The organism is Acinetobacter oleivorans DR1 (assembly GCF_000196795.1).
Lineage (GTDB): Bacteria > Pseudomonadota > Gammaproteobacteria > Pseudomonadales > Moraxellaceae > Acinetobacter > Acinetobacter oleivorans.
Genome location: NC_014259.1, coordinates 2,777,750 through 2,793,341 on the forward strand (window position 1 = coordinate 2,777,750; position 15,592 = coordinate 2,793,341).

The window sequence follows — 15,592 nt, forward strand, 5'->3', positions numbered from 1 at the left end:
AAGATTTGCGGATAACTATATGGAAATCTCATCATTTAGCCACAAGTAACGGTACAGTCGCGTTTCGGAATATGGTTGTCGCAATACTTCCCAAGAAGAATTGATGAATCTTGCTATGACTAAATGCTCCAAGCACAATAATTTGAATACCGTGTTCTTGTTGGTACTCTAAAATATTTTGTGCAACATCACCATAGCGATATACGGTCACAACATCTATGCCCGCTTGTTTCAGGTAATGCTCAGGTTCATTTAATATTTCTGGATGATCACCTACATATACCAAATGACATTGCAGTGTTCGCAATAAATCACTTTGGGCAATACGGCGCATCATTTTTTGACAAGTTGGTGAATATTCATAGGCAAAGATAAAACGGGTTGGCACTTTAAAGTTTTCACCAATAGTCAAAACTGTACAGTTGGCCCCACGGATAAAGTTCTCAACATTACTACCGATTGGTTTCTGTTTCTCGGCAGCCCGCTCCCCAACTCGACCTAAAATGACGATGTCATTTTCATGTAAAAGATTAAAACTTTGCTCTAAAAAATCGCCTTTTTCTTGAATTTTTGAACTCGTAATTCCATGTTTTTCTTGAATAAGATCAGAAATGTGACGGAGTAAATTATTGCTATAGTCTAAAGCGAGTTCACTTTGTTTTTGTTCCAGCTCAGCTAACTCTTTTAGCAGCATTGCATTGCTTTCAAAGCCAATTACCCCACTAATTTCACCAAGATGATAACTGGCTGGGTAATAATCTAGAATTTGTAATAATACAAGTTCCCGTCCGGTTGCTTTAGCAACCCATGCTGCTGCATCGGCAATAGCATTAATACACGGTGATGAGTCAATACACGCAATAACACGGTTCATGTTAGCCTCTCTTCTTCAGGTCTATTGCCTTGGAGATTATTCTTAAAACTTAGCTTTAACTTAACATAGATAAAAATTGGTATGTTAAGGTTTATGTATAAAAATCAACTTTTTTGTTTAAAGATCAAACATTTTATTACATTCTTAAGACTGCATTATTCTCTTAAACGAATAAATTTTGCGGGATTTCCACCAACAATATGGTAAGGCTCAACATCTTTGGTCACCATACTATTCATCCCGACTACGGCATGTTTTCCTACTTTAATACCATCTTTAATACCCACATGTGCCCCCAACCAAACGTCCTGCTCAACTTCAATTCCTTTAGAAGTGACAGGCTGTTGGTAAAGTGGACGGTCTAACTGCATCCCATGATCAAATGCATATAAATGACAATATGCTGCAATCCGAACTTGGTCATGCAATTTTATGCCAGCTCGCCCACCATCTAAAATACAATGATGATTTATCGCGACCTCATTTCCAATTTCAAGGGGTCCATGCAAACTACAATCTGCTGCGATAAAGCAATTATCACCAATGATAATTTTGCGTCCCGGCTCAGCAAAAATATGTGCTAACGGTGAAATAAAACAGTTTTCACCAATCTCAACGGTTTCCATGTCCATCAAATAAGCTTGGTATTCTTTTTGCCATTCTTCGGCCCAAGCACGATGTTTAGGTTTTAAAGTCCAATATAACCATGGCATATAGTTTAAGCGGTGCTTATGTTGCTCACGATATTTCAATAAGGAATCAGTCATCAGTTAATTCCTCTTCAATTTTTAACTCTTCACGACCACGCGTTACGTCTCTAAGTTTTAAAGCAAGCGGTTCAATTTGATGTATTTGTAGCCTTGCTTCGATATCTACACCCGTTGCAGTGTAGGTTTCCTGATATTCAATTTGTTGTTGAGTAAGCTCATATTGAAATATCGCCCACTCATTAAAGTGACAAGAAAAGTAAATCGTTTTCTTTGCAATGAGTTCAATACGCTCAGCCAAAAGCAAACATTGCCCAGCACAGCCTCCATATGCTCTAACAAGGCCACCTGTTCCAAGTTTTATTCCACCGTACCAACGGTTAACCATCACAATAATATTCGTCAGGTCATTCCCTTCAATGGTCGCCAAAATTGGGCGGCCTGCTGTTCCTGACGGTTCGCCGTCATCATTAAAGCGTACGTTATGGCCAATTTTCCAAGCCCAACATTGGTGAGTTGTAGAGATATCTTTATTGAGTTCTAAAAATTCTTTAACTTGCTGTTCATTTTCTACTGGCGCAGCGATAGCCTGAAATCTGCTTTTTTTAATTTCTTCTTCAAATGTAATCTGTGATGCAATCGTAAAAGCCATAAATTAAATAAAGCATAATAAAAATCAAATTATAACGTGAATTTAATAGAATCAAACCCATAAAAAAGCCCCGAATCTCGGGGCTTTTTTTATTATCTTTCTCGTAACGCTTCTTTCGCTTTATTAAACGGTTTAAGTAAGTAATCGAGTACTGTTTTTTCACCCGTACGAATATCTACTGTTGCCACCATACCCGGTGTAATACCAAAAGCCTTACCTTCTTTATTATAAAGCTTGTCGGAATCAGTGCGGATATAAACACGATAATAGAATTGGTCTTGTTTCACTTCATCACGAATTGTATCCGGTGAAATAACCGTAACCTTTCCTTTTAAACCACCATAAATTGAGTAGTCATAGGCAGTAATCTTAACCAGTGCTTCTTGTCCCGGACGAATAAATGCAATGTCACGCGGCAAAATACGCGCTTCAATAAGCAACTGCTCATCAATCGGTACAATGGTCATCAATTTACCGTTCTGTGGAATAACACCACCATGGGTTGTGACTGCAATTTCTTTTACAACACCACGAACCGGTGCTTTGAACACCGCACGATCTAAACTGTCACTACGACCCAGCACAATTTGTTGCTGCGTTTCACTATCCGTATTTGCTTTCGATAACTCTTCACGAGCCTTAACATAATACTGATTCTGCGCATCATTCATTTTGTTTCTAAGGTCATTTGCTTCACGACGTAAACGTAAAACTTCAACCTCACTTGCCGCACCTTTAGCAACCAAAGGCTCCGTCATTGCCAGTTCTTGTTGCACCAGTTGCAAAGCCTGTTTTAAACCTGAAAGTGTTTGCTCAAGATCAGCACGACGTGAGCGATAGAGCGCTGTTTCTTCTAGTACAAGTTTTGGTTCTTTCATCACAATTTCAGGAAAAACCAATGGCGTACCGTTTACTTCCGCACGCAAACGCGCTGCTGTCGCCTGAGCTGAAATGAGTAAAGATCTTGATTCACCCACATTAGATGCAAAACGGGTTGGATCTAGTTGCGCAAGAATTTCGCCTTTTTGAACAATGTCGCCTTCTTGTACATTGAGCTTGGTTAAAATACCGCCCTCTAAAGACTGAATCACCTGTTCTTTAGATGATGGAATCACTTTACCCGTACCGGTAGAAACTTCTTCAAGTTTAAATACCCATGCCCAGATAAAGAAAATAACTAAACCAATCCCCACAATCCAGATCACTAAGCTGGCACGTGGTAAAGGTGGCTCACTATAAGAGACATTCATTGAACGGGTGAGTTGTTGTTCTTGTTGTGGTTCGCTCATGAATTACCCCCTTGCACTTGTTTTTGTTGGGCTGTTGATTGATTAAGGACCTGATCTCTTGGACCATCCATCACGATTTTGCCATCGTTAACGACAATAATACGGTCCACCAGTTCTAAAACAGCTCGGCGGTGAGTCGCAACGACCAAGGTCCGATGCGCCAGCCAACCTTTTAAATGATCAATCAGTTGTTTCTCTGCCACATCATCAATAGCTGCTGTTGGTTCGTCTAACAATAAAATGTTAGGTTGACGAATCAATAAACGAGCCAGTAACAACGCTTGTTTCTGACCACCCGAGAAACCAACGCCACCCTCTAAAATCAGGTGATCTAGTCCTTCTTTTTTCTCTTGAACAAAAGGTAATGCACCTGTCACCACTAAAGCCCGAAGAATTTCTTCATCGGTTGCAAGCGGAGCACCTAAAGTAAGGTTCTCACGAATCGTACCGTAAAAAAGATAAGCATTCTGGTTAAGTAAACCCATATCACGACGCACATCAGATGGGTCAATTAAAGACAGATCCAGACCATCTAAATGCACCGAACCTTGAGTTGGGACTTGCATGCCAGATAGAAGCTGAAGCAATGTCGATTTACCCGCCCCATTACGCCCTAGAATTGCAATTTTTTCACCAGCGCGAATTTTTAAATGACGGATTGCCAAACTTGGTCTCGGATCTTCTTCTCCATATTGGAACAAGGCATTTTTTAGTTCGTAATCACCATTTAAAGCAGCTTTATGTACCAGATGTGAACGGTCAGCCTGATCAATCGGACGTTGCATAAGCTCATCTAAACTTTGTTTTGCAACTTTCGCCTGCTGTAAACGTCCTAGAACACCGGTAATCTGTGCAATCGGACCTAACATACGTGAAGATAAAATTGAACAGGCCACTAACGCACCTGTCGTCATTTCACCATCCATCACCGCAAAACATCCTACTAAAACCACAATCGCATAGGTCAGACCTTGAAGCATTTGAGTCCATGCCATTAGGGTACCAACGATTTTACGTTGTCTCATACCAATGTCGGCTGAAACTTCATTCATGTGGTTCCACTGGTTTTGGAAGCGTGATTCAGCACGTAAAAGCTTGATGTCTTCAATACCTTGCACCGCTTCAACAAGAATGGCGTTACGGATTGATGATTCTCTCATACCCTCTTGTGCGAGTTGAGCTAGCTTCTTCTGTGCCAGAATACCCGGCAAAAGCATAAGGGGTACAACCAGCAACATCACCCAGAACAATTTCCCGCCAATAATCGCAAAGATGGTCAGGAACAAGAAAAAGAACGGGAAATCTGCAATTGCACTAATGGTGGTTGAAGTCACCAGTTCACGAACACCTTCGAGCTCACGAATCTGGGAAATAAAACTACCTGTAGACTTTGAGCGGTCTTTATTTTTGATTCTTAGGGCATGACCAAATACACGGTCAGATACCCGTAAGTCAGCACGTTTACCAATAATATCGGATAAGTACACGCGTGATATACGTAAGGTAAATTCGAAGAGCGCTGCAATGAGTACACCGCCTGCCAACACCCATAAAGTCGGGATAGACTGTGATGGAACAACGCGGTCATAGACTTGCATTGAGAAAATAATGGTTGCCAGTGCCAAAATATTGGCAATCAGTGAGGCAAACATAATATCAACGTAGCGCTTCCAGTCTCTGAGTACAATTGACCAGAACCAGCTTGCTTCATACGGTTTGATATATTCGTCAATACGCGCATCAGGAATAGAAGTTTCAGGACGCAGAATATAGACATTTTTAATTGTCGTTTTTAAGACGTCTAAGCTTAAATTTTGGGAAAGGCCGTGATCTCCACTCAACTGGATACTGACATTTCCTTGAGTATCAGCTTTATCAACAACACCAACCTGTCCGTCGTTAAACTCGACCATAACAGGCAGGCGCCACGGATTCAGCACCTCTAAAGAAAAAGGTACTTTACGTAAATTTAGTCCAACCTGACGTGTAATGAGCTGCAAAACATCATCAAGGTTTTGATTCTGGTTCCAGTCAAGTTGTAAACGGATTCTTTCTTCTGAAGGCTCAATTCGGTAATGTTTAGCAATCGTTAAGACCGCCTGTAACCAGGGCTGGTAGTTTATTTTTGTCATCATGGTTGTACTTCGAACCCCTGAATTGAAATATTATTTAAGTCATAAGCTTGGCGGGAACGTCCTGTTGCCGAAATATACTGAACAATACTGTTATAGATATCGTAACGTGCCGTCTCGAGTTCTGAGTTGGCACTATGAATGGCTTGTTCTGCGTTCAGTAAGTCAACCAATGAACGTGTACCAAGCTTGTACTGCTCTTGATAAAGTTCACGGGTACGAACTGTAGTGGCTTGGCGATTTGCTAAAACCAACATTTGACGTTGTTTATTTTCAATTTGTTCACGGCTGGTTCTAATTTGGTCGAGAACGTCCAGATAAACTGAATTGACTTTAGACTTTGCTGCTTCTTCGGCATAACTTGCCATTTTCACCTGAGAAGAAACGGCTCCACCTTGATAAAACTGACTGCTTGCTTCAAGCATGACTGAACTATATAGACCGTCATCTTTATCATTGTTTGGGTTTCTGCCATTGATGGCTTGACTCAAAGAACCTTTAACCGACAAAGTTGGATAACGTGTTAAACGAGTCTGTTCCTTTTGTGCTTTAGCGACTTCAACACTGGCTTGAGCGGCGATCATTTTTGGAATGGTATTAAACTCAGGTTCGCCATATAAATCAGATTGTTTCACCAAATCATCTGAAATAATCCAACCCGTGCGCGAGACATCTGCACCCAATAATGTTCTTAAATGTTGTTGGTACTGACGCAATAAAGATTGCTGTGCAATCAAACCAGACTGGGCAGCTTGTAAATAAGACTGAGCTTGAATCGGGTCAGCCTGACTACTAATACCCGCATTTGCACGTAAATTAGCGATTTCCTGAATTCGCTGAATACCCGCAATTTGCTGCTCGGCAATTTTATTTAATTGAAGATAGCGCTGAATATTGATAATCGACTGTGCAACATCAAGTGCAATATCATCAATGCTGACCAGCACATTGGCCTGTTCAACCTGAACCTTGGCTTGCTCAACATCTACACCTGATTTAACTTTACCAAAATCATAGAGCATTTGAGTCGCATTTAAGGTCAATAACTGCCTACCACGCTCACCACTAGTCAAGTCACCTGTAGTGATACCACCTGAAAGCTGTGGATAATAACCAGCCTTGGCGTAATCAATACCTGCGTTTTGGCCAGCTAAAGTAGAAATGGCTTGAGAAATATCAGGGTTACGCTGGATTGCGATTTTCACCGCTTCCTGCAAAGTCATTTTGCTTGATGGCAAACTTGAATAAGATCCAGCCGATCGATCATTGAGTTGAACAGTCGGAAACTCCTGAACTCTAGAACGATCTAACTTAAAATTACTCAGCTCTTGCATCTTGGCAACTTTAAATTCATCACTACTTTTTGGGGCAAAAAGCTGTGATAAGTTGTCTTTTAAGGTGTGATATTGCTCACTTGGTTTAGCAGCATATATCACCACAGGTACATGCAATGAAGTTAAAAGCATCAACCCTTTCAGGAAAGCCGGCTTTTTACATGTCCTTGTTACTCTTCTCTGGTTATATCCAATCATGCTTGTCTTGTTGATCTTGTTTGTTATCGTTTAAAAGCTTTTACATTCTACATATTTTTTTGCATAAAGAAGCATAATTGCAGGAATAATTCACACATTATAGTTCTATTAACTGAACAAGTTAAATCATTGTTTTTAAAAACTAAATATAAAAAAACTAAAAAGAGGCATTGACCTCTTTTTAGACAAATAGATTAACTTTGTTATTTAAACTGTGAAATCGTCACCTAAGTAGACTTTACGGACTTGCTCGTTATCCAGAATTTCTTGTGGTGTACCTTCTGCAATTACAGCCCCTTCACTCACAATATATGCACGTTCACAAATTGCTAAAGTTTCACGTACGTTATGGTCAGTAATGAGCACACCGATGCCACGGTCCTTCAAAGTCTGGATAATATCTTTAATATCTCCAACCGAGATTGGGTCGACGCCGGCAAATGGTTCATCAAGCAACATAAATTTAGGATCAGCAGCCAATGCGCGTGCAATTTCAGCACGACGGCGTTCACCACCAGACACACTCATTCCTAATGAATCTTTAATATGACTAATTTTAAAGTCATTTAATAATTCAGTAAGACGTTGCTGGCGTTGTTGCTTATTTAAGTCCTTACGTGTTTCTAAAATGGACATAATATTTTCAGCAATGGTCAGCTTTCTAAAAATAGAAGCCTCTTGCGGAAGATATCCAATGCCCTTGCGTGCCCGTTCATGCATTGCCAAATCGGACATATCAAGATCATCAAGGTGAATTTCACCTTTGTCCATACGCACTAGCCCTACAACCATATAGAAGCTTGTTGTTTTTCCTGCACCGTTAGGGCCAAGCAAACCAACAATCTGTCCACTTTGCATACTAAAAGATACGTCTTTGACGACCCAACGCTTACTATAGTTTTTTCCTAAGTGCTTAATACACAAAGTTTGGGGTTGTTGAAGAGCTTGTTGCATTAGTCACGCGCTCCTGGAAAGCTTTTTGAACTTGATGGTGGAATAATAATCTGCACACGATTTGATGATGAACCTTGAGCTTCAACATCACCTTTGTTCATACTATATTTCAATGAGTTACCACGAATGCTAGAACCATCTTGATATAAATATGCACCACCATTCAATGTAATAATGCCCGTATCTGCATTATAAACAATGGTCTGTCCTTCACCGCGTGCCACGCCCTTATCAGCACTTATCTGTTGCTGAAACTTAGATGGTCGGCCTTTAGCGGTAATGGTTTGGATTTCACGCTTAGAGTTTAGCGTAGCAACAATCGAATCGGCTTGAAGCTTCATCGTACCTTGCTCAATCACGACATTACCTGTGTAAGTCGTCAAACCAGTTTTTTCGTTATAAGTTGCACGGTCTGCCACGAGTGAAATTTGTTGATTACGGTCAGACGGCAACGCAAAAGTCGAAGCTGATGATAAAGCAACGAATGTAATAACCGCAGCTTGTTTTAGGAAAGCTGAAGAACGTTTTAAATTAAGACTTTGGTGCATACTTTCCTCGAATATTAAAAAATTCGTACTGACCATTATTCAAATTGGCTTTTAATCCTTTGCTGACAAAGTCGGCTTGTGGAGACTGTACAATCACTTGATGATCCGTTTCAATCTCTCTGGTTTTTGGATAACCAGTTAACTCATCGGTTTTGAATTCGATTTTCCCTTGTGGAGCAAGTTTAGTTGCGACCACATCACCCGATAATATAACTTTACGATTATCATCATAGCCATTTGCCTGTTTCGCAAAGAACGTCGCATCAACCTTGCCATCTTTATACATAGAGGCATTAAGTTGATCCAACTTTGATGTTTTTTGTTGCATATCCTGTTCAAGCTGACGAACTTCAGCACGAATATACAAATTGCCTTGATCATCAGTTTGAGTCAAATGGACGCCCTGCGCCGAATATGTCATATTCTTCGCAGAACCAATGTCTAGTTTTTTTGCTTTGCCACTATAGTAGTAATAACCACCACTTATAGCAGCAATAACTACAGCAACAATAGATAAAACTCTGGTATCCATGAGCAGGAATAGCCTACCTTTTTAAGTAATCTTATTATTAATGCGGTACTGCAAGATATTTTTCAAGAAGTTCTTGGTAAATGCCTTTTGCGATCAGCAACATATCACAGACTTCACGTACAGCACCACGTCCGCCCATCGACTGGGTAACCAAATGCGCACGGCGACGCACTTCTTCATGACCATTTGGCACAGTGACACTCATTCCTGCGATTGCAAAAGCTGATAAATCAGGCCAGTCATCGCCCATATATAAGCAATCGGAAGGCAAAATATTAAACTGTGCACAAGCTTCACGTAATGCAGAACCTTTGTCTTCACGACCTTGAAAAACAAGGTCTACGCCTAAATCAGACATACGCTTTTCAACAATATTACTTTTTCGGCCTGTAATAATGATGACTTTCATGCCTGCTTGCTGCACAAGTTTCATGCCTAAACCATCGCGAATATCGAATGATTTAATCTCATCGCCACTATTGGTTAAAGTTACAAAGCCATCACTCAAAATACCATCTACATCCAGAACCAATGCCTGTAAGTGACGTGCTTGTTCTAACAATGCATAAGATGCCATTGATTAATTTACCCCTGCCTGAATAAGGTCATGCATACTAATTACACCAATCACTTTATTTTGGTCATCAACCACAACAAATTGACTGATTTTTTTCAGGTTAAGCTGTTGTAGAGCTTCTACCGCACGTGCTTCTTGAGAAATAGTTGACGGTTTTTTTGTCATTACTTCAGAAACAGGTAAATTCACATCGAAACCTTGCTGTTTATCAATTAAACGACGCAAGTCACCATCGGTGAAAATACCAAGCAAATGTTCCTGTTCATCTACAATCGTGGTCAAGCCTAAACGCTTATTAGAAATTTCATAAAGCACTTGATTCATTGGCGTATCTGGTGAAACTTTTGGCAATTCATCGCCTGTATGCATGAGGTGTTTTACATGTAAAAGTAAACGCTTACCCAATGCTCCTGCAGGATGCGAACGAGCAAAATCATCTGCAGTAAAACCACGCGCTTCAAGTAAAGCAACAGCCAGCGCATCACCCAATACTAAGGTTGCAGTCGTGCTCGATGTTGGAGCCAAACCTAGTGGGCATGCTTCATCAGACTCACCTAAAGTTAAAGCGATGTCGGCATTTTGAGGCATTGGCCCTTTATCAGTACGGCTAATGGTAATAAGAGGTACACCAAGATGTTTGATGAGTGGCATCAACATCATGATTTCATCACTTTTTCCAGAATTGGAAATCGCAATTAAAACGTCACCACGAACTAGCATCCCCAAATCGCCATGCCCAGCTTCGCCCGGATGCATAAAGAAAGATGGTGTACCAGTTGAAGCAAAAGTCGCAGCCATTTTACGGCCAATATGCCCTGACTTACCCATGCCAGTAATCACAACACGGCCTTTACACTGTAACAATATTTCACAAGCCTGATTAAAACTGTCATTAATTTGTGTTGCTAACACGTCTAGGGCTTGCTGCTCAATACGCAAGGTTGCTAATGCGCTGCTTTGAAAATCTGTAGGATTGGGCATACGAGTTTGACTCAAAATAATTGATCTGATCTCTTATGAAGATCGGTGATTTTAATCAAAAGATTTGGGGGCATTCTAACATAACTCAATCATCTACACGTTTTTAAATGTATAAGATTTCACAAGCTTATAAAATTCTTGCATAAACCTTTGTGAAAAATGATGCATCAGTTATGATGTAACACTGTTTTTGTTGAGTGTTTGAAAACCCTTATGCAACCGTTTGTTTTATATAACTCTGAGCAACGAAAAAAAGTTGAATTTGTACCTCGCAAAGAAGGTCACATCGATATGTACGTCTGCGGTATGACCGTTTACGATTACTGTCATATCGGGCATGCTCGAGTTATGGTTGCATTTGACTACATTATACGTTTCTTACGTAGTCAAGGCTGGAATGTTCGCTATATTCGCAACATTACCGACATTGACGACAAAATTATTAAACGTGCGAATGAAAATGGTGAAACCATTCAGCAGCTCACCACTCGTTTCATTGATGCAATGAACGAAGATGCAGCCAATTTAGGCTGTGCCGCACCCGATGAAGCACCTAAAGCGACCGAATATATTGATCAGATGCAAAACATGATTGGCAATCTGGTCAATAAAGGCTCAGCTTACCCTGCTGCAAATGGCGATGTTTATTTTGAAGTCACTAAATTTGAAAAATATGGTCGCCTCTCTGGCCGTAAGCTTGATGATATGCAAGCTGGCGCAAGTGAGCGCGTTGACGTAGAAGTTGAAAAGAAACATCCGTTTGACTTTGTACTTTGGAAACATGCCAAAGAAAATGAACCATCTTGGGCGTCACCTTGGGGTAATGGCCGTCCGGGATGGCACATTGAATGTTCTGCAATGTCGACTTGCTGCTTAGGCAATCACTTTGACATTCATGGTGGTGGTTCAGATTTAATGTTCCCTCATCATGAAAATGAAATTGCGCAAAGTGAAGCTTCAACTGGCGAACAATATGTAAACTACTGGATGCATGTTGGCTTCATTAACGTTGACGGTGAAAAGATGTCTAAGTCTTTAGGCAACTTCTTTACGATTCGTGACGTGATGGAAAAATTCCACCCTGAAGTGATCCGCTACTTTATTGTGTCTTCACACTACCGTAGTCCTGTGAACTTCTCTGATGTAGCACTTAAAGAAGCAAAAACTTCTTTAACTCGTTTCTATCATTCATTTAAAGCTTACCAACAAATGTACGGTCAAACGACAACTGAAACGCTTGATCAAAGCTTTATTGAACGTTTTAACAATGCGATGTGTGATGATTTCAATACTGCCGAAGCAATGGCTGTATTGTTTGAACTGAACAAAGAATTAAACCGTGCTGTAAAAGAAGAGCAAGCTGACCAAGCGACTGTGCTTTATTCGACATTACGTTACCTCACCAACATTTTAGGTTTGGTACAACACAATGTAGATGATTTCTTAAAATCAGATATTGGACAAGAAGCACTTACTTTGTCTGATGCTGAAATTGAAGATTTTATTCAACAACGTGTTGATGCGAAAAAAGCAAAAGACTTTGCTAAAGCAGATGGTATTCGCCAGTCTTTGCTCGACCAAGGTGTTGTATTAGAAGACACTCGCCAAGGTACAGTTTGGCGTCGTGCTGATTAAATGTTCAATTAAATCACAAGAGTGTTGACACTTTAGTGAAACACTCTATAATGTGCTCACATTGCGGGAATAGCTCAGTTGGTAGAGCATAACCTTGCCAAGGTTGGGGTCGCGAGTTCGAGTCTCGTTTCCCGCTCCAAAATTTAAAAACCACTTAATTCGAAAGAATTAGGTGGTTTTTTTATTGGTTCTCAATTAGAAAAAATCAGCTACGCCCGACTGTTTCTTATCTAATGGATCTTAATAACTAATATTTAAAATTATTCTGACATAACCAAAAAAATTAATCTGAAACTATTTCAAAGTAAATTTATAGGTTCTAGAACCACTTTATAGAAAGAAAAAATGGCCTTAATTAATTGTAAAGAATGTAAGAAAAAATTTAGCAATCTTGCTTATGCATGTCCTAAGTGTGGTGCACCCACATCATACTCAACAGAAACAAATGAGGTATCTATCCAAACTAATACCCCTTCTTCTTTTGATTTACTTGAGAAGGAAACTCACAATCAAATCATGACTTATTATTGGAGTTTACATGATCAGATCACCCAGTTAGGTGGTGACGTGCCAGAAAAGCCAAATTATCCTGAAGAAGAGATTGTAAGAGCAATAATTACTAGAATAATGCACTCTCAAAGGATGTTTTTAACTATTAATCATTTTGATGGAAAACCTCAGATCCAATTCATTCCAAATGATTGTTGGATTTTAACTAGTGAGAATATTGTAAAAATTATTGCTGACCGTGAAGGTCCTAAAAAAGAGCTTTTACCTGATATTATTCAAGCCGCAGTAACTCGGTTGGCTAAAGCACCTTAGGGTGCTTTAATCTCATTTTATAACTTTTATTTGCCACTATATTCAGTAAGAAATTTCATACAATCGTTAAAAGTTTCATTTGTGTATTCAAGAATTATTGTTTCTTTTTCTTCCTTTGATCTTCCCAAAGGTGTTTTGTATGCTCCATCAAGCGCAAGTTTTAACATGGCTTGTGTATTTTTATCTTTATTGATTAGTGATTTGTACATATGTGCAGCAGGGATTCCTTTTTGCCTAGCTTGTACTGCAGATTCCGCCACCTCAGCAAACCCTGAACATTTCTCAACTATTTTATCAGTTGTGAGTGGCTCATTAGCAAAGGTCTGTGTAGAAATAATTGTAGATATAGCTAAAAACAAAAGCTTTTTCATTATTCTCTCCTCACGAATAAGAAGAGAATACCAGAAAGCATATTATTGAGCAGCAGATATAAACCTTCATTAAAAAACCACCCGGAGGTGGTTTTATTTATTTCCATATAATATTTCTATTAAGAGTCTTTGTAAAACCAAAGTGGTAAATATACAGGCTCAACACCACTATTGGCGAATAATGTATTTAAAAAGCTTCTCATATATGGATAACATATACTTGGTATACAATTATTCAACTTCTGCTCAACTTCCTCTTCATCAATTACTTCAAACCGAAAAAACATATCAATAACAGCTAGCTCCTTTACTTCATCGTTATCTTCTAAAAGCTTTGGTTCATGCTTAAATTGATAATGAACAAAATAAATACCATCTACGCTATCAGTAGGCTGAATAATTTCATGATTAAGTGGTAAATCTTCAACAGTTTTAACTTTAGAAAAAAAATCCATTAAATCTGAATTAAAAATCACAAGACTTCTCATGACCTTATGGTCAAGTAGTTTAACACTCATTTTAATTTCTCAAAGGAGTCCGAGTTAAATTCTGTGAAGCAATTTCATCATAAGTTTTAAAATTATAATCTTCAATGAAAGCATTAATTGGTGTTGATTGAGGAAGTAAAGTGATCGCCTGCTTCATAATACTTCCTTTAAGTACATGAACTACACTTTTTAAACTCTCATACTGAACTTTATTATAAAAATCATGAATAGAATTAGTTGCTCCAACTATCCTAGCTGCACGAACAAGTTCATCTCTTCTATTTAAAGAATTAAACTGCTCTTTAATTAAATCCAAAGCGTGATCATGCTCTTCAACTATTTCTAGGGTAGGAGAATTGTCACAACTAGCAAAAACAACACTTTGATGTTCTGCTACAAATTGTTCTGGAGTCGTATTTTCTTTCCATGCCAGTAAAGCTGCTCTAGCTTGTTGTCTTTTAGTAGCCATGATTTACTCCAAAAAACACTCAACGTACTCTTGAGGGTGTATAGGTGTGGAAGCAGTAATATATGAGTGTGCTTCTTCAAATATACATATCTGAGGTCTACCCATAGGTCTAAAACTATCAGAACTACTTGTAGACTTGGGTGTCATTTTTAATGTTTTATGTTTACCAATATATCTAAACATTGGTTCAGCAACCCAACAATCTGTGATTGTAATTGCTAAATATGGAAATATTTCTGGATGGCGCTTTCTAAAGAAATGAAGAACTGTACTTACAGTAGGAGTTGGGATTTGGGTAACCAAACCACGCTTTTTAGAATCTTCATAGAATTCTAAATAAGTCTCTACCAATAAGAAGAAATCATCTTCATCATCAGGATTTTCAATAAGATCGTAAACATCCTCTCTCGCAAGAGAAATATCATAACGAGTAATTAAAAAATCTGATTTAAGTCGACTCTCTCCCCACCATAAAGCATATCTATCACTATTTAGCCAAAAATAATATCCATCAGTTAGCCACTGATATACTTCATTTTTCTTATCAGTTTTATGACTATTCTCCACTAAAACTGATTTAGCTAAATGAGGTAATTCTTTAGCACTAGCCCTGATATCATTAAAATCACATCGTGTGGTTTGATATCCATAGCATGTTTTTAAACTAGCTGACACGACGTTCCTTTATTAATTAAATTAAAAGAAAATATAACTTTATGAGCAAAGTAAATATATCTTTTACACCAAAAAACAAGTACTTAAGATTATAAAATATTAACAAATGTTAATATTCGTTATATGGAGTGAATAGTACGTACTAATGACAAAAGTGTCAATATCGAATCGTAGCGTCGTTGTCAATAGAGCAGCCGTATTATGTGTCAACAACACCGCTAAGTTACGTCGCGCAGTCGCAGTTAAGTACCGCACGTCAGCATTTAAGTCTTCGTCGCTCATTGCGTCGCATTCTTATATACCCTATCCAAAAACATATCGTCTATATAAAACCAGCTTAAGCTTTTTACTTCT

General features: G+C 38.9%; 17 protein-coding genes and 1 tRNA gene. 3 read left to right on the top strand and 15 right to left on the bottom strand.

Features of this window, described 5'->3' with window-relative positions:
- Nucleotides 1-31: 31 nt before the first annotated feature.
- From AOLE_RS12985 to AOLE_RS13035, 11 genes are all read right to left on the bottom strand, one after another.
- Nucleotides 32-874, bottom strand: coding sequence for a universal stress protein (locus AOLE_RS12985; protein ID WP_005303762.1), 843 nt, complete (start codon nt 872-874; stop codon nt 32-34).
- 155 nt (nt 875-1,029) lie between these two features.
- The gene (locus tag AOLE_RS12990; protein ID WP_004793413.1) at nt 1,030-1,641 is read right to left on the bottom strand and encodes a chloramphenicol acetyltransferase CAT; all 612 of its coding nucleotides are present in this window, start codon (nt 1,639-1,641) and stop codon (nt 1,030-1,032) included.
- Nucleotides 1,634-2,233 (bottom strand): IMPACT family protein, encoded by a 600-nt coding sequence (locus AOLE_RS12995; protein WP_004793414.1) that lies wholly within the window; start codon nt 2,231-2,233, stop codon nt 1,634-1,636. Before AOLE_RS12995 ends, AOLE_RS12990 begins: the two co-directional genes overlap by 8 nt.
- A gap of 92 nt (nt 2,234-2,325) precedes the next feature.
- Nucleotides 2,326-3,522 (bottom strand): HlyD family efflux transporter periplasmic adaptor subunit, encoded by a 1,197-nt coding sequence (locus tag AOLE_RS13000; protein WP_013198415.1) that lies wholly within the window; start codon nt 3,520-3,522, stop codon nt 2,326-2,328.
- Entirely contained in the window at nt 3,519-5,657 is a 2,139-nt protein-coding gene (locus tag AOLE_RS13005) for a type I secretion system permease/ATPase (RefSeq protein WP_013198416.1), read from the bottom strand. The genes AOLE_RS13000 and AOLE_RS13005 overlap by 4 nt, the downstream gene beginning before the upstream one ends.
- Nucleotides 5,654-7,120 carry a TolC family outer membrane protein gene (locus tag AOLE_RS13010; RefSeq protein ID WP_013198417.1) on the bottom strand — a complete coding sequence of 489 codons (1,467 nt, stop codon included), beginning with the start codon at nt 7,118-7,120 and terminating at the stop codon, nt 5,654-5,656. Before AOLE_RS13010 ends, AOLE_RS13005 begins: the two co-directional genes overlap by 4 nt.
- Nucleotides 7,121-7,393: 273 nt before the next feature.
- The gene (gene lptB, locus AOLE_RS13015; RefSeq protein WP_003650837.1) at nt 7,394-8,140 is read right to left on the bottom strand and encodes an LPS export ABC transporter ATP-binding protein; all 747 of its coding nucleotides are present in this window, start codon (nt 8,138-8,140) and stop codon (nt 7,394-7,396) included.
- Entirely contained in the window at nt 8,140-8,688 is a 549-nt protein-coding gene (gene lptA / locus AOLE_RS13020) for a lipopolysaccharide transport periplasmic protein LptA (protein ID WP_013198418.1), read from the bottom strand. The genes lptB and lptA overlap by 1 nt, the downstream gene beginning before the upstream one ends.
- On the bottom strand, nt 8,672-9,220 hold the full coding sequence (lptC, locus tag AOLE_RS13025) for an LPS export ABC transporter periplasmic protein LptC (RefSeq protein WP_013198419.1): 549 nt from the start codon (nt 9,218-9,220) through the stop codon (nt 8,672-8,674). The genes lptA and lptC overlap by 17 nt, the downstream gene beginning before the upstream one ends.
- A 37-nt stretch (nt 9,221-9,257) precedes the next feature.
- Nucleotides 9,258-9,797: a KdsC family phosphatase gene (locus AOLE_RS13030; protein WP_004793423.1), complete on the bottom strand. Its 540-nt coding sequence runs from the start codon at nt 9,795-9,797 to the stop codon at nt 9,258-9,260.
- A 3-nt stretch (nt 9,798-9,800) separates the two neighbouring features.
- A complete protein-coding gene (locus AOLE_RS13035) occupies nt 9,801-10,778 on the bottom strand; it encodes a KpsF/GutQ family sugar-phosphate isomerase (protein WP_013198420.1) in 978 nt (325 codons plus the stop codon).
- Nucleotides 10,779-10,991: 213 nt separating this feature from the next.
- Here AOLE_RS13035 and cysS point away from each other — a divergent pair, with 213 nt between their 5' ends.
- From cysS to AOLE_RS13050, 3 genes are all read left to right on the top strand, one after another.
- Nucleotides 10,992-12,413 (top strand): cysteine--tRNA ligase, encoded by a 1,422-nt coding sequence (gene cysS, locus AOLE_RS13040; RefSeq protein ID WP_013198421.1) that lies wholly within the window; start codon nt 10,992-10,994, stop codon nt 12,411-12,413.
- A gap of 63 nt (nt 12,414-12,476) precedes the next feature.
- Nucleotides 12,477-12,552 (top strand) — tRNA-Gly (locus AOLE_RS13045).
- 206 nt (nt 12,553-12,758) lie between these two features.
- Complete coding sequence (locus AOLE_RS13050) at nt 12,759-13,235, top strand: hypothetical protein (protein WP_013198422.1); 477 nt, start codon at nt 12,759-12,761, stop codon at nt 13,233-13,235.
- Nucleotides 13,236-13,261: 26 nt separating this feature from the next.
- Here AOLE_RS13050 and AOLE_RS13055 read toward each other — a convergent pair whose 3' ends face one another.
- The 4 genes from AOLE_RS13055 to AOLE_RS13070 form a co-directional block, all read right to left on the bottom strand.
- On the bottom strand, nt 13,262-13,606 hold the full coding sequence (locus AOLE_RS13055) for a hypothetical protein (protein WP_013198423.1): 345 nt from the start codon (nt 13,604-13,606) through the stop codon (nt 13,262-13,264).
- A 119-nt stretch (nt 13,607-13,725) separates the two neighbouring features.
- Entirely contained in the window at nt 13,726-14,124 is a 399-nt protein-coding gene (locus AOLE_RS13060; RefSeq protein ID WP_013198424.1) for a protein-export chaperone SecB, read from the bottom strand.
- Between the two features lies 1 nt (nt 14,125).
- The gene (locus tag AOLE_RS13065) at nt 14,126-14,563 is read right to left on the bottom strand and encodes a hypothetical protein (protein WP_013198425.1); all 438 of its coding nucleotides are present in this window, start codon (nt 14,561-14,563) and stop codon (nt 14,126-14,128) included.
- Nucleotides 14,564-14,566: 3 nt separating this feature from the next.
- Nucleotides 14,567-15,238 carry a hypothetical protein gene (locus AOLE_RS13070; RefSeq protein ID WP_013198426.1) on the bottom strand — a complete coding sequence of 224 codons (672 nt, stop codon included), beginning with the start codon at nt 15,236-15,238 and terminating at the stop codon, nt 14,567-14,569.
- Between the last annotated feature and the right edge of the window lie 354 nt (nt 15,239-15,592).

Coding starts and splice junctions, on each gene's coding strand:
- AOLE_RS13055 (WP_013198423.1), bottom strand. CDS start 13,606: ATGAAAAAGCTTTTGTTTTTAGCTATATCTACAATTATTTCTACACAG.
- AOLE_RS13065 (WP_013198425.1), bottom strand. CDS start 14,563: ATGGCTACTAAAAGACAACAAGCTAGAGCAGCTTTACTGGCATGGAAA.
- AOLE_RS13005 (WP_013198416.1), bottom strand. CDS start 5,657: ATGATGACAAAAATAAACTACCAGCCCTGGTTACAGGCGGTCTTAACG.
- AOLE_RS13030 (WP_004793423.1), bottom strand. CDS start 9,797: ATGGCATCTTATGCATTGTTAGAACAAGCACGTCACTTACAGGCATTG.
- AOLE_RS13000 (WP_013198415.1), bottom strand. CDS start 3,522: ATGAGCGAACCACAACAAGAACAACAACTCACCCGTTCAATGAATGTC.
- AOLE_RS13060 (WP_013198424.1), bottom strand. CDS start 14,124: ATGAGTGTTAAACTACTTGACCATAAGGTCATGAGAAGTCTTGTGATT.
- lptC (WP_013198419.1), bottom strand. CDS start 9,220: ATGGATACCAGAGTTTTATCTATTGTTGCTGTAGTTATTGCTGCTATA.
- lptB (WP_003650837.1), bottom strand. CDS start 8,140: ATGCAACAAGCTCTTCAACAACCCCAAACTTTGTGTATTAAGCACTTA.
- AOLE_RS12995 (WP_004793414.1), bottom strand. CDS start 2,233: ATGGCTTTTACGATTGCATCACAGATTACATTTGAAGAAGAAATTAAA.
- cysS (WP_013198421.1), top strand. CDS start 10,992: ATGCAACCGTTTGTTTTATATAACTCTGAGCAACGAAAAAAAGTTGAA.
- lptA (WP_013198418.1), bottom strand. CDS start 8,688: ATGCACCAAAGTCTTAATTTAAAACGTTCTTCAGCTTTCCTAAAACAA.
- AOLE_RS12985 (WP_005303762.1), bottom strand. CDS start 874: ATGAACCGTGTTATTGCGTGTATTGACTCATCACCGTGTATTAATGCT.
- AOLE_RS13010 (WP_013198417.1), bottom strand. CDS start 7,120: ATGCTTTTAACTTCATTGCATGTACCTGTGGTGATATATGCTGCTAAA.
- AOLE_RS13035 (WP_013198420.1), bottom strand. CDS start 10,778: ATGCCCAATCCTACAGATTTTCAAAGCAGCGCATTAGCAACCTTGCGT.
- AOLE_RS13050 (WP_013198422.1), top strand. CDS start 12,759: ATGGCCTTAATTAATTGTAAAGAATGTAAGAAAAAATTTAGCAATCTT.
- AOLE_RS12990 (WP_004793413.1), bottom strand. CDS start 1,641: ATGACTGATTCCTTATTGAAATATCGTGAGCAACATAAGCACCGCTTA.